This window comes from Chryseosolibacter histidinae (assembly GCF_018598225.1).
GTDB lineage: Bacteria > Bacteroidota > Bacteroidia > Cytophagales > Cyclobacteriaceae > Chryseosolibacter > Chryseosolibacter histidini.
On sequence record NZ_JAHESF010000045.1, the window covers coordinates 1 to 14,217 of the forward strand.

11 protein-coding genes are annotated in these 14,217 nt (G+C 50.0%); 5 read left to right on the forward strand and 6 right to left on the reverse strand.

What is annotated here, in order from left to right; genetic code table 11:
- The 6 genes from KK083_RS27375 to KK083_RS27400 form a co-directional block, all read right to left on the reverse strand.
- The coding region (locus KK083_RS27375) for a HAMP domain-containing protein (protein WP_254169330.1) at positions 1-2,494 on the reverse strand (2,494 nt) is incomplete at its 3' end.
- A 732-nt stretch (positions 2,495-3,226) separates the two neighbouring features.
- Entirely contained in the window at positions 3,227-4,207 is a 981-nt protein-coding gene (locus tag KK083_RS27380; protein ID WP_254169331.1) for a M23 family metallopeptidase, read from the reverse strand.
- A 19-nt stretch (positions 4,208-4,226) separates the two neighbouring features.
- Positions 4,227-4,757 carry a molybdopterin adenylyltransferase gene (gene mog / locus KK083_RS27385; RefSeq protein ID WP_254169332.1) on the reverse strand — a complete coding sequence of 177 codons (531 nt, stop codon included), beginning with the start codon at positions 4,755-4,757 and terminating at the stop codon, positions 4,227-4,229.
- 64 nt (positions 4,758-4,821) lie between these two features.
- On the reverse strand, positions 4,822-5,859 hold the full coding sequence (trhO, locus tag KK083_RS27390) for an oxygen-dependent tRNA uridine(34) hydroxylase TrhO (RefSeq protein ID WP_254169333.1): 1,038 nt from the start codon (positions 5,857-5,859) through the stop codon (positions 4,822-4,824).
- Between the two features lie 132 nt (positions 5,860-5,991).
- Positions 5,992-6,621 (reverse strand): hypothetical protein, encoded by a 630-nt coding sequence (locus KK083_RS27395; protein WP_254169334.1) that lies wholly within the window; start codon positions 6,619-6,621, stop codon positions 5,992-5,994.
- Complete coding sequence (locus KK083_RS27400) at positions 6,618-7,625, reverse strand: amidohydrolase family protein (protein ID WP_254169335.1); 1,008 nt, start codon at positions 7,623-7,625, stop codon at positions 6,618-6,620. Before KK083_RS27400 ends, KK083_RS27395 begins: the two co-directional genes overlap by 4 nt.
- Before the next feature lie 98 nt (positions 7,626-7,723).
- Between KK083_RS27400 and KK083_RS27405 the strand changes: the two genes are divergently transcribed.
- The 5 genes from KK083_RS27405 to KK083_RS27425 all read left to right on the forward strand — a co-directional run bounded on the left by KK083_RS27405 (position 7,724) and on the right by KK083_RS27425 (position 14,216).
- Entirely contained in the window at positions 7,724-10,390 is a 2,667-nt protein-coding gene (locus tag KK083_RS27405; RefSeq protein WP_254169336.1) for a PAS domain S-box protein, read from the forward strand.
- A 54-nt stretch (positions 10,391-10,444) separates the two neighbouring features.
- Positions 10,445-11,188 (forward strand): LytR/AlgR family response regulator transcription factor, encoded by a 744-nt coding sequence (locus KK083_RS27410; RefSeq protein ID WP_254169337.1) that lies wholly within the window; start codon positions 10,445-10,447, stop codon positions 11,186-11,188.
- Between the two features lie 122 nt (positions 11,189-11,310).
- Complete coding sequence (locus KK083_RS27415) at positions 11,311-11,757, forward strand: hypothetical protein (protein ID WP_254169338.1); 447 nt, start codon at positions 11,311-11,313, stop codon at positions 11,755-11,757.
- 82 nt (positions 11,758-11,839) lie between these two features.
- Positions 11,840-12,214, forward strand: a complete 375-nt coding sequence (locus tag KK083_RS27420) for a response regulator (protein ID WP_254169339.1) — start codon at positions 11,840-11,842, stop codon at positions 12,212-12,214.
- The gene (locus tag KK083_RS27425) at positions 12,207-14,216 is read left to right on the forward strand and encodes a chemotaxis protein CheA (RefSeq protein WP_254169340.1); all 2,010 of its coding nucleotides are present in this window, start codon (positions 12,207-12,209) and stop codon (positions 14,214-14,216) included. Before KK083_RS27420 ends, KK083_RS27425 begins: the two co-directional genes overlap by 8 nt.
- The last annotated feature ends 1 nt before the right edge of the window (position 14,217 follow it).

The window sequence follows — 14,217 nt, forward strand, 5'->3', positions numbered from 1 at the left end:
TTTTCAATGCGCGGTTCTCCCCGTGCACGGCATCCGTGAGCTTGCGCGACAGGTCACCGTTTGCCACGGCTGTGGTCACCTCGGCGATGTTCCGCACCTGCGAGGTGAGGTTGGAGGCCATCTTGTTCACGGAGTCGGTGAGGTCTTTCCAGGTGCCACCCACGCCCTGTACATCGGCCTGTCCGCCGAGCTTACCTTCGGAGCCTACTTCACGGGCCACGCGGGTTACTTCAGAGCCAAATGAGTTGAGCTGGTCCACCATGGTATTGATGGTGTTCTTCAATTCGAGGATCTCGCCGCGCACATCCACCGTGATCTTGCGCGACAGGTCTCCGTTTGCCACGGCGGTAGTTACTTCTGCAATGTTTCGCACCTGGTTCGTGAGGTTGGAGGCCATCTGGTTCACCGAGTCGGTGAGGCCTTTCCAAACACCACCCACGCCGATCACCGTTGCCTGTCCGCCGAGCTTACCTTCGGAGCCCACTTCCACGGCCACCCTGGTCACTTCAGAGGCGAACGAGTTGAGCTGGTCCACCATGGTATTGATGGTGTTCTTCAATTCAAGGATCTCGCCTTTTACATCCACCGTGATCTTGCGCGAAAGGTCTCCATTGGCCACGGCTGTTGTCACTTCGGCGATGTTACGCACCTGCGAGGTAAGGTTACCGGCCATTTTGTTTACAGAGTCGGTAAGGTCTTTCCAGGTGCCGCCAACACCAGGTACATCGGCCTGCCCGCCCAGCATCCCTTCGGAGCCTACTTCGCGGGCCACGCGGGTTACTTCAGAGGCGAATGAGTTGAGCTGGTCCACCATGGTATTGATGGTATCTTTCAGTTCGAGGATCTCGCCTTTCACATCCATGGTGATCTTGCGCGAGAGGTCTCCTTTTGCCACGGCAGTTGTTACCTGAGCAATGTTCCGTACCTGGCCGGTGAGGTTGGAGGCCATCTGGTTTACGGAATCGGTAAGGTCTTTCCATACACCGCCCACACCTTTTACAGTAGCCTGTCCACCGAGCTTACCTTCAGAGCCTACTTCCCTGGCCACGCGGGTCACTTCAGAGGCAAATGAGTTAAGCTGGTCCACCATGGTGTTGATGGTATCTTTCAGTTCGAGGATCTCGCCTTTTACATCCACGGTGATCTTGCGCGACAGGTCGCCCCGCGCCATGGCGGTTGTTACCTGGGCGATATTGCGCACCTGGCCGGTGAGGTTGGAGGCCATCTGGTTCACAGAATCAGTAAGGTCTTTCCATACACCACCCACGCCTTTTACAGTAGCCTGTCCACCGAGCTTACCTTCGGAGCCTACTTCGCGGGCCACCCGTGTTACTTCGGCAGAGAATGAGTTGAGCTGGTCCACCATGGTGTTGATGGTGTTCTTCAGCTCGAGGATCTCGCCTTTTACGTCTACGGTGATCTTCTTGGATAAGTCGCCTTTTGCCACCGCGGTTGTTACCTCTGCGATGTTACGTACCTGGCCGGTAAGGTTGGAGGCCATCTGGTTTACAGAGTCGGTGAGGTCTTTCCAGGTTCCGGCCACACCTTTCACCTGCGCCTGTCCGCCGAGCTTACCTTCGGTACCCACTTCGAGCGCCACCCGGGTTACTTCAGAAGAGAATGAGTTGAGCTGGTCCACCATGGTGTTGATGGTATTCTTCAGCTCGAGGATCTCGCCTTTTACGTCTACGGTGATCTTCTTTGACAAGTCGCCTTTTGCCACCGCGGTTGTTACCTCCGCGATGTTACGTACCTGGGCCGTCAGGTTGCTACCCATCTGGTTTACGGAGTCCGTAAGGTCTTTCCATACACCGGCCACACCTTTTACTTTCGCCTGGCCACCGAGCTTACCTTCGGAGCCCACCTCACGTGCCACCCGCGTTACTTCCATGGAGAACAGGTTCAGCTGCTTCACCATGTCGTTCACCTCCTTGGCGATCTGTGCAAACTCTCCCTGCAGGGTATGAGCACCAATTTCAAGGGGCATCTCCTGCGAAAGGTTTCCTTTGGCCACGGAGCTGATCACGCGCGCAATCTCGATGGTAGGGTGCACGAGATCGGAAATAAGTCCGTTGATGGAATCGACACCGGTGCCCCATGAGCCTTTTGAGCTGGGCACTTCGATGCGCTGGTTCAGCTTACCCTGCTTGCCGATGATCTGGCCCGCCCGTGTAAACTCCCCCATCATCTTTTCGTTGAGGGTGATAATTTCGTTAAGGGTGTCGCAGATCTTTCCGCTCAGGCCCACCTGGTCGAAAGGCATCCGAACGGAGAAATTCCCTGCCTTGACTTCGGTCAGTACCCGGAGCAATTCACGGTTGTCGAGCATGCCCGACAAGTCGTAAGGACTTACCTGAACACTGGGATATACAACATTTGGTTTCTTCTTTTTTACGGTGGGTTTTTCCGGCGCAATGGTTGCTGCTTTATGAGAGCCATTGCCGCTTCCTACTTTTTCTACAACAGAGGATGAGCGACCAGTTTTTTTTCTCATAGTGGGTAGATTGTACTTTTTAAAAATAAGAAGATTAGTGTTAAGGTAAATGTGTTCCTGCCGGTTAAAAGAATGCCGTGGAGCTTTTGGTGAAAAAAGTCTACAGGATGTCTAAGAACCACAGAAAAAAAGCAGGTAAAAAAATCATGCCAACGCCTGCTACCGAATACGTCTGTGTTGAAATCATTTTCAAAAACACTGCACCATAACAGAGGCGAAGCACGGATGGTTTCATTCACTGATTTGGTAGCTGATCTTTGGAGGTTGGTTTCAGGTTTAAAGTTTAAAGTTTGAAGTTTAAGGTTTCAGGTTTAAAGTTGTCGGGTGGCCGGTCAGACTGATGTAAATTTCCTTATTCGGTGCTTGATTCAGAAATTTGAAACTTACACGAAATTGCGTGGCGATGGGCCGGTGGAGGTGAGGGTTGACAAAGCGGATGCCTGTGATGGGGCAAGCAACTGCAGTGAAGCGGTTATTATTCTGATTTTTTATTAATATTGGATTAAAATAATCTCAATAGCTATGGCAAAAGGACAAGATGCCCGGAAGGAAACCAAGAAAAAACCCGCCAAGACCTTGAAGGAAAAAAGAGCTGAGAAGCGCGACAAGAAGGCCGGCAAGAATTGATTTTCTTCGAATATTTCAGCGTACCGGAGTGTGCGCTGAAATATTACCTCAAAAGAAAACCCGGGCATGCCGGGTTTTAATTTTTTTATGAAGGTCTTGTATGGTTTACATTCCAAGTGACTGGTTCTCGGTCGATGCCAGCTCCAGTATCCGCTCGTATTCTCCTGCTGAAAGATCGTTGAAGAAATAGTGAACAGGATCTACCTGCACGCCGTTGATGTGCACTTCGTAGTGCAGGTGAGGGGCGGTAGACATACCTGTGTTGCCTACATAACCCACAAGGTCGCCGCGTTTGATATTTTGCCCGGGCCGTACGGCAAACTCGTGCATGTGCGCATAGCGTGAGCGATATCCGAAGCCGTGATCGATCTCCACCATTTTCCCGTATCCGCTGAACTTCACATCAACAACCACAACCTTGCCATCTGCCGTAGCATAGATGGGTGTGCCGATGGGGGCGGCGAAATCGATGCCCGAGTGCATTTTCTTTACTTTGTAAATGGGGTGTACCCTGAAGCCGAAGCCTGACGCCAGCGCGATGAGCTGTTTATTGGCGATGGGCTGGATGGCGGGAATGGCCGCGAAAAGTTTCTCTTTGTTCTCCGCCAGCTGCACTACTTCGTCCTGCGATTTGGATTCGATGTAGAGCTTTCTTCTGAGCTTATCCACCTTTTCGTGCAGGCCCACCACGAGGTCGGTATGGGTGATGCCTTTTTTGCGGATGTCGGCATAACGGTCAGCACCGCCTACCCCGGCATCGCGCACCGATTTTTCAATGGGCTGGGCGCCCAGCACAACCCTGTAGATGTTATCATCGCGGTGCTCGACATTGTTGAGGATCGTACTCAACATTTCCACATCTTTATTGAGCTTGTCGTAATAGAACTCGAGCTCTTTCACTTCATTTTTCAGGATCAGCTCCTTGGGAGATTCGAAATAACTGCTGTAGAGGAACAGGAGACCGATGGCCATGATCAGCGTCAATGACAGTATACCAAGCCCATTGAGGATCACATCACTTTTCCTGGTCCTGATCCGCTCGTACTTACAGGTTTCGGTGTCGTAGTAGTACTTGATTCTTGCCATAGGATGTCACTTAAAAAAATTATGCGTTTTGAGGCCTGAAGGCCTGGATCACATTTTCGTTACACACTATATAAGGCCCCTCCAGCAAATCGATACAGTAGGGGATGGCTGGAAAAACGGCATCCAGACATTGCCTGATAGCTTTGGGCTTGCCAGGTAAATTTACTATTAATGTTTTATTCCTGATCCCCGCAGTCTGCCTCGAAAGTATGGCTGTAGGCACGTATGTAAGACTTTTTGCTCTCATGAGCTCTCCGAAACCAGGTAACATCTTGTCGCATACCGCCTCTGTGGCCTCCGGAGTGACATCTCTCTTTGCCGGGCCCGTGCCACCTGATGTAATGATCAGGCAACACCCTTTTTGGTCTGCCATACTGATCATTGTTTCCTCAATGAGGTGCTGCTCATCAGGTATCACGGCATATTCCTTCTCCCAGGCACTTTTGAGATACTCCGTTATGGTCGCTGCAATTGTTATACCCGGTGTATCTTCATAGATACCTTTGCTGGCCCTGTCTGAAACGTTGATGATGCCTATTCTTATTACCATGCCTTGCCTATTAATGCCGTAAACGGATTGCGGGTAACAGTATACCGGAAACCGTTATGGTTTTTTACTTATTGAAGGGCCTGAATTGTATTTTTTCTGAACGTCCTTTTTTAAATACCTGTCTGCCTTTGTTTATTCCTTTCCTCAATTCTTTCTGCGCATCCACAGGCAACATCACAATTTCTTTGCATTCCACAGAGCAACATCCGTTGTATTGCGCGGCACATTCGCTGCATTGAATGAAGAGCAGGTGGCATCCGTCATTCTTGCAATTGGTGTGGTCATCGCAGGGTTTGCCGCACTGATGGCACACTGCGATGATGTCATTCGTGATGCGTTCTCCCAAACGTTCGTCGAACACGAAGTTTTTCCCGATGAACTTATTTTCAATGCCTTCTGCTTTCACCTCCTGTGCATATTTGATAATGCCACCGTTGAGTTGAAAAACATTTTCAAATCCCAGGTGCTTCATCCATGCGCTTGCTTTTTCGCAACGGATGCCCCCTGTGCAGTACATCAGCAGTTTTTTGTCTTTCTGTGTTTTCATCAGGTCTTCAACCACCTGAAGCTCTTCTCTGAACGTATCAACATCAGGACATATTGCGCCTTTAAAATGGCCCACCTCGCTTTCGTAGTGATTGCGCATGTCCACAATGATGGTGTCAGGATCGTCTGCCAGCCTGTTGAACTCTGCTGCGTTGACGTGGGTTCCGGTATCGGTCACGTCGAAGGAGCTGTCGTCGAGACCATCGGCCACGATCTTTTTTCGCACCAGGATCTTCAGCTTGAAAAACGACCGTCCGTCGTCCTGTACGGCGATGTTCAGTCGCACGCCGTTAAGAAAACCAATGCTATATAAATGATCGCGGAAAATATCCTTATTCTGCTCCGGCACGCTGATCTGCGCGTTAATGCCTTCTGCGGCCACGTAGATGCGGCCCAGCACCCCCAGTTTATCAAAGTTCAAATAAAGCTCGTCCCGGAAGGTTTCAGGCGATGCAATGTGATGGTATTTGTAAAAGGAAATGGTGACCCTTTTTTCTTCGGCCGACCGCATCTTCTCCTTGAGAACGCGGCCTTCAATACGGTTGTGCAATGGCATAAAGCGCTGATTAATTGCAGGTTAATCGAGTTCTTTAACGTGTAAAAGCCTCCAAGATACGAAATAGATATGAGATGGGAGTCCCGATAGCTATCGGGATGAGATCTGAGACCCCGCTACCGGCCGCCGGTTTTACTGGCGCGCTCGTAATTGTCCCCGCAGTAGCTTGTTATACTCTGGACAGGTAAGCATGCCGTGCTCGTCGCAGTAGGGGCAGGTCTTGTATTCATCGCCGAAGGCACCTTTGCGGATGATGACGTGGTCGCCTTTGCATACAGGGCAGCTCACTTTTCCGGAAGGCCCGCAGTCGATGTCGTAATTAGCAGAGAGCACATCGCCGGCTTTCTGCGCTTCTTTGGTTCTCTCTTTTACAAATTCCGTTTCAGCCAGCTTGAGGTATTCGGTAGCCTCCTGATAATGTTGTCCTGTGGTTCCCTTCAGCTGAATGTACTTGTTCAGCCAGTCGATGCTCTGCTTGTATTTGTTGAGGTGATAAGAGTTCTTGCCGAAGTAGAAGGTGAGATCTGACGGAACGCTTTTAATGTTCTCCAGCACGTACCTGAATTTTTCATCGGCGAGTGTGTACTCCGAATGATCCATGAAGTAGACACCGGAATCGAGGTGACGCATCAGCTCCGAACGTTTGCGTTGCTCCTCCTGCCGCAGGTATTCACGGGTGCGCTCATCCTGTTGCTGTGCCACGGCGGACAACGTACCCGCCAGGCTTACAATGATCATCAAAAATGTCTGTACGGTCTTCATGCAAATCGTTCTTTCGGTATGTTCAGCCATGCCAGCGCAGCACCATGGAATATATCACTTACCGTGCCGGCATCGAGGTTCATCTCTTCAATAAATTTTCCAACTTCCAGATCGCCCAGGGGAAACGGATAGTCCGTTCCGAGGGTAATGTGTTTCGATCCCACCAGCTTCAGCACATACTCCAGCATCAGCGGGTCGTGGGTGATGCTGTCTACCCAGAATTTCTTCAGGTAGGTTTTGGGACTCACGTTGTTGTCAATGGCTACCAGGTCGGGGCGGCAGTCAAATCCATGCTGTATTCTGCCCAGGGTTGGAAGAAATGATCCTCCTGCGTGGGCAAAATTTACTCTTAATCCGGGAAGTCTTTCAAATATTCCGCCAAAAATCATCGAGCAAATGGCACGCGATGTTTCCGCCGGCATGCTTACCAGCCACGGCAGCCAGTACCGCTGCATCTGCTTTTCGCCCATCATGTTCCAGGGATGCACCAATACGGCCATTCCCAGACGCTCACAGGCCTCGAAAACGGGAAAGAACCTTTCTTCATTCAGGTTCAGATCGTTGATATTAGAGCCAATTTGAACGCCCTGAAGACCTATTTCCCTGCACCGCTCGAGCTCCTGTATGGCAAGCTCGCTGTCTTGCATAGGCAGGGTGCCCAGCCCGAGGTAGTGCCTGGGATATTTCGCCACCAGGTCGGCAATATGGTCGTTGAGGAATTTTGAAAGCTCCAGGCAGTCCAGCGGCCGTGCCCAGTAAGAGAACATCACAGGAATGGTACACACCACCTGCACCTGTGTGTTGAACTTCTCATATTCCCTGATGCGCAACTCCGCATTCCACGAATTCTCCTTGATCTCGCGGAAGAACTGGTTGCCGCGCATCATCTTGGCAAACCCCTTCCGGTGATGCTGCAGGTAGATGAAGTCACCGTACCCGAACTTCTCGCTCCAGTTGGGTAATTTTTTGGGAATAATATGGGTATGGGAATCGATTTTCAGCACTGCCAGGAAATCAATCCCGCAATATCGAAGTTTTTCAGGAGCAAGCAAATCCCGAAAATAGCCAGCTTTATAAGAACTTTTATTTGTAAATAACGGCCGTGGAAAATGAGCAAAACCAGTTTTTAGAAGAATTCAGCTCAGGTGATATCCTTCGGTTTTTTCTCGAGCTGTCGTCAGAGGTTGTCTGGGTAAGGAATTTCAGCACCGGTAAAATTTCATTGTTCGCCTCCGCCAACATCAGAAATAAGTACGCGATACCTGACGGTGATCTTCCGGGTTTCTGGGAAGAGAATCTCCATGCCGATGACCGTGAATATGCAGTGCAGAGCTTCAGGCAGGCATCGCTGAAAAAAGATGTATCCTATTTTGAGCATGAGTACAGGTTTCACGGGGCAAACAGGGAGGTTTATTATATCCGCGATAAGATGAAGTTGATCCGTAACGATCATGGCGTGGTGACCACGGCCATCGGCATCTGGAGCGATATAACCCATGAACGCGCGCGGGAGCATGCACTGGAACAGGCGTTCAAGGATGAATATATTTTGAATAAAGAGCTTGCGGCACGCAAGGACCAACTGTTGCGTACAGAAGAGGAGCTGCGCCAGATCAATCAGCAGCTTTCCAGCAGCCTCGAGGATCTTTCAGAGCGCGAGTTTATTCTGAACCAGTCGCAGCACCTCGCAAAAATAGGGCGGTGGGAATACGATTTTGGCGCCAAACGTCTATTGTGGTCTGATGAGGTTTACAGCATTTATGGCGTCAGCAAGTCCATCGATCTGAATGATTTCGAGCAGGTTCTAAGATTGTATGAAGAGCGCAGCAGGGATATCGTAAACCACACGCTTGAACAAATGTTGTCGGGGCAGGGATTGCCCTTCGACATTACGACGCAGATCGTTACACCGCTCGGTTATAAGAAATGGGTGCGCATCACGGGTTATCCGGGTTTTGAAAAACAGCAGCTGACACGCGTGATCGGGCTGAGCTACGATATTACTTTTTTTAAAGAGGCGGAGTCGCGGCTGCGGGCCGGCGAAGAGAAATTCTCGAAGGCATTCAATAACAATCCTGATCCGATGGTGATCATCCGTGAAGAGGACCTGGTGGTGGTCGATGTCAATGAAAAGGCTTTTCGTGTGCTGGGTTATACGCGGCAGGAAGTGGTAGGCAACGTGTTTTTTGAATTTGATTTTTTTGTTGATCCCGCAGATCGTATAAACTCGCTGAGCGACCATTATACCTCGGGCAATGAGCTCGAATGTCTATGGCGGAAGAAGGGAGGGCAGGTGATACAGGTGCAGATCTCGAGCAGCCGTGTGGAGATCGAGGGAAGAAAGTATTTTATTTCCGTTATTAAAGACATATCAGACCGCAAGGCCGCCGAAGAGAAATTCAGGAAAGCTTTTGATCTCAGTCCTGATCTCAAGGTTATTGTGCGGGCCGCAGACCTGGTTGTTGTCGATGTTAACAGTAAGCTGACGGTGGTAACGGGATACAGCAAAGAAGAAGTGCTTGGCAGATCCATACAGGACCTGGACTGGAACGGTGAGCCCGGTGATCTCCCGACTGAAATTTTCAACGGGCAGGGTGCGCTGGATTACGACGTCGTGCTAAAACGCAAAAACGGTGAGTTGTTCAATGCCACCGTGGCTTCGAGCCAGTTCTGGATTTCAGGGGAGAAGCACATCATTACCATTATCCGCGACATCACAGAAAAAAAATCGGCTGAAGAAAAGATCCGCATCAGCGAGGCTAACCTGAAGGCTACCATTAACAACACAAGCGTGATGGTGTGGTCTGTAGACAGGGAGTTCAGGTACATTATGATGAACGAACCTTTTAAAACACATATTCAAACCATGTATGGCTACCCGGTTTCTTCCGGAGACAGGGTTATGATCGAAAGTACCGACGAGACCATGCTTGCGCTTCAGCACCAGTGGTCGCAACGTTATAAGCGGGCTTTGAGCGGAGAAACGTTCAGGCTGGGCGAAGAGCGATTTGACCGCTGGCTGGATTATTCTCTCAGTCCCATCATTGAGAATGGAAAAGTGATCGGCGTTTCTGTCTTCGCGGAAGATGTCACGGAACGGATCATGCAGGAAAAGGAGCTGGCTCAGGCCAACAAAACCATTGCGGAATACAAGCTGATCGCATTACGCTCGGTGATGAACCCGCATTTCGTTTTTAATGCGCTCAACTCCATCCAGTTCTTCATAGCCAAGAATGACCGGCTGAACGCGATCAATTATCTGTCTACCTTTTCGAAGCTCATCAGGGGTGTTTTGAACACTTCCATCAACAACAAGATCAAACTCAGCGAGGAGCTGGAGCTGCTGAGGCATTATACCGATCTCGAGCTGGTGCGTTTTGATAACAGGTTCGAGTTCAGGCTTACGGTCGACCCTTCGCTTGATCCGGACAGCATCGAGATCCCTTCCCTGCTGATCCAACCTTATGTGGAAAATGCGATCCTGCACGGACTTTACAACAAGACCACTACAGGCACTTTAAAGATATCGGTATACGGCGTAGACGACGAGGCTATTGTCTTCGAGATCGAAGACGATGGCATTGGCCGGAAGGCAGCGCGTGAAATACGGCAGCAAAACTTTCCAGGCCACCGGTCTTTGGGCTCTGCGCTTACGGAGGAGCGGTTGAACCTGATCAATAAAAAAAATGAGATCTCGCTTGAAATTGAAGACCTGTTTGATGCGGGCCGGCCTTGTGGTACAAAAGTGAAAATCTGGGTCAGGATGTAATAAAATGATCGTTTTGAGAAAATTAAATTTAATCGGGTCAATTTAATTTGCTGCATGCTGAAAGGTGTGATCATCGACGATGAATCGAAGAGCCGCGAAAGTCTGCAGATACTGTTGCAGGATTTCTGCAAGAATGTAGAGATCAAAGCGCTATGCCAGAACGTTTCAGAGGGTCTCCAGGCCATCAGCGAGCACAGGCCAGACGTGGTATTTCTCGATATTCAGATGCAGCGTGAAACAGGTTTCGATCTGCTGAACCGTTTGAAGAATATTGATTTTGAAGTGATATTCACTACCGCATATTCTGAATATGCTATCAAGGCATTTAAATTTTCGGCCATTGATTACCTGCTGAAACCCATCGATATCGAGGAGCTCGCCAGGGCGTTGGAAAAGGTAGAGAAGAAGGTTAATGGAAACATGTCGTTACGGCTCGAACAGCTCATTCAGAACCTGAAACCCGCCGTTTCGCCGCAATATAAGCTTGCGCTTCCCGCCAGCGATGGACTTGTTTTTGTAAAGATCGATGACATACTCTACTGCGAGGCAAGCAGTAATTACACGAACATCCACACCGGCGACGGAAAGAAACACATTGTGAGCCGTACGCTGAAGGAGTATGACGACCTGTTGGGCGACCATAATTTTTTTCGCATCCATAACTCTTACCTGATCAATATGAACGCTATCAAAAAGTACGTCAGGGGCGATGGTGGTTATGTGATCATGAACAATGACGTATCGCTTGACGTCTCAAAACGTAAGAAAGAAGCGTTCCTGGGCCGGCTGGGTCATTGAGCCACTATCAGGTCCCGCTATCACGCTTAAACTTCCCGTCCGTTCAATACTTCCTGCCAGTCACTCATCCATTCTGGAGTACTTTCCAAAAGCGCAGTATCCTTGTGCCAAGATTTTGGAACATGGATGATCGCAGGGATGATATATTTTCTTCTGTTCTTTCAATAGAGGCCATTACACAAAAATTGCCATCGCTTTTTGCCGATTCGATCATCCTCAACCTGGATTTCAAGATCACCCACATTCCGCAGCGATTGACCGATGCGCTTGGATTTGAGGCACAGCAGTTAAACGGAAAAAGTATCAACGTGCTTTCTTATCAGCGCGATCTGGTATCGCTACTGCGATCATCGCTTTTATCAGGTTTTTTTGAATACCAGGTTGTTACCCTGGGCAACAGCATGAGCGAGCCGGTGCGCGTTGAGATCGCTGGCTTTTATCTCGGGTTGATCAGCGACATCAACGGTTTTATCATCCTCCAGGTGAGAAGTGCAGCGCGTGCGGTTACCCGGCAGGAGTGTATAGGTGTTGCCCGTGACGGCTGGCCCAGCGGCCCGGTTACTCAATAATTCATACCGTGTAATCATTTGCGATTTAAAGGCATGGCGGCGGCCCGTACGTTTGATGCCAGAAACCGAATCCTTTCTATTCATGAAGAAGACCATATTAGTTGTAGACGATTTTGCTAGCATACGTGACTTTGTATGCGAGACGCTGCAGAAAAAAGGTTATGATACACTGGGTGCATCTGACGGTAACAATGCTTATAAGCTGCTCACAAGCCGCCCGGACATCGACCTTGTGTTAACCGATTACAACATGCCCGACTGCACGGGATTCGAGTTGTTGAAAAGGATCAAATCCACGCCAGCCGTTGCTCAGGTGCCGGTCATTTTCCTGACCACTGAAAGTAGTCCTGAGAAAATGAAGGCGGCCAAGGAAGCCGGCCTGAGCGCATGGATCAAAAAGCCGTATCGCGCAGACAGCTTTTTTACCCAGATAGACAACGTGATCAACAATGGATAACAATCAGAAAAGGTTTATAGCGGATGCGCTTGACCTGCTGAACGACCTTGACGAAGGGCTCATGCAGCTTGAAACCAATCCGAAGGCATCGGCGCCGCTGGAGCAGGTTTTCAGGACAATGCATACGATCAAGGGCGGTGCCAACATGTTTGGCTTTGCGCCGATCGGTGAAATGGCGCATCAGCTTGAGGCCCTTTTCGACCTGGTTCGCCAGGGTAAAATGCAGGTGACCGATGCGCTCATCAGCGTAACCCTGCAGGCCTTTGATAAAGTACGCGACCTGCTGAAGGAGAAAGAAGAGAGCAAGATCAACAATGCTGCCGCACTGAAGGATCACCTGAACGCGGCGGCGGAGCTCGTGGTGCAGCATGCGCAGGCAGATGCGGGTATGGAGGCCGTTGGCACCACCCGGAAAGACGAGCTTGCCACGTACTTTATCCGGGTTACGCCTACGGTACCGGTAACCGGTGATGGCAATCATCAACTGGTCTTTATCATGCTCGACCTGGAGGCGCTCGGCACAGCCCATACCAGGGCCTTTCAAAAAGAGAACAACGAGATCCTGCACTGGCATCAGTTCCTTGCCACCACTACATCTCCCGCAGAGATCGAGAGCTTCTTCCTGTTTGTAGACCATGAATGTAAATACGAGGTCACGCGGCTGTCGCCCGGTAATATTCTTGAGGACGAGGCTTTTCTGCAGTGTACCACGGCATTCAATGAGAACAGGATCTCCTGGCAGGAGCTGATGGATGCAGCGGGCGCATCGGCCGAAAAGCTTAAAGCAAGAGAAACAGAAGAACTCGGGATCGATGATCAGAACGCTTCTGTCGCGAAAAAGAAAAGTGTGAATGACGCGATCATCAAAGTAAGCAAGCGAAAGATCGATGATCTGCTCAACTGGATCAGCGAGCTTATTATCCTGCAGGCGCAACTGGTGAACGTATCTGAAGCCAGCAATAATGTGGCGCTGAATGGCGTATCCGAGCAGCTCGAGATGATCACCAACCGGCTGCGTGACACATCGCTCGAGATCGGGCTTGTGCCGATCGAAACGCTGGTAACAAAGTTCAAACGCCTGGTGCGCGACCTGTCTAAATCGCTGAATAAGAAAGTCAATTTCCTCAGTGAGGGCGCAGACACCGAGATGGACAAGGATGTTATCGAAATGATGGCCGAGCCGATGATCCACCTCATCCGCAATGCGATCGATCATGGCATCGGTTTGCCTGGCGAACGCAAGGCTTCGGGCAAAAGCGAGTATGGAACCGTTAAGCTCAAGGCTTTTAATTCAAGCACGTACGTGAACATCATCATCAGCGATGATGGGAAGGGAATCGATAAGGATGCGGTGTTACGCAAGGCCATCGAAAAAGGGTTGACATCTGCCGATGCCCAGCTCACGGACGAAGAGATCCTGAACCTGATCTTTCACCCCGGGTTGTCTACCGCGGCGAAAGTATCGGATGTATCAGGACGGGGCGTGGGAATGGATGCAGTGAAGCAGAAGATCTACGAGCTTCGTGGCAGCATATCCATTAAAAGCGAAAAGGGCAAGGGCACTTCCTTTCATATCAAACTTCCGTTATCAAGGTCGATCATCGAAGGCATGCTGGTAAGTGTTGCGGAGACACGGTATGTGGTGCCGTTGAATGCCATCGAGCGCATTGACCGCATTCCTTATGAAGCGCTTGACAGACAGGACAAGGTGAATAAAACCGTGGTTGTGAACGAGCAGCCGCTGCCTGTGCTCTCGATCCGGAAACAATTTCACCATGAAGAGAATCCGCCCAAGACCACGGATATCATTTCGGTGCTGGTGAACGGTATGCGTAAAGGAATCGCGGTAGACCGGATTGAGGGAAAAATGCAAACCGTGCTCAAGCCACTGGGCGACGCATATCAAAAACAGGATTTTATATCGGGCAGCACAATACTGGGCAATGGAAAGCTCGCACTTGTGCTTGACCCCTCACGTCTATTCAGCTTTAATCACATGTAAC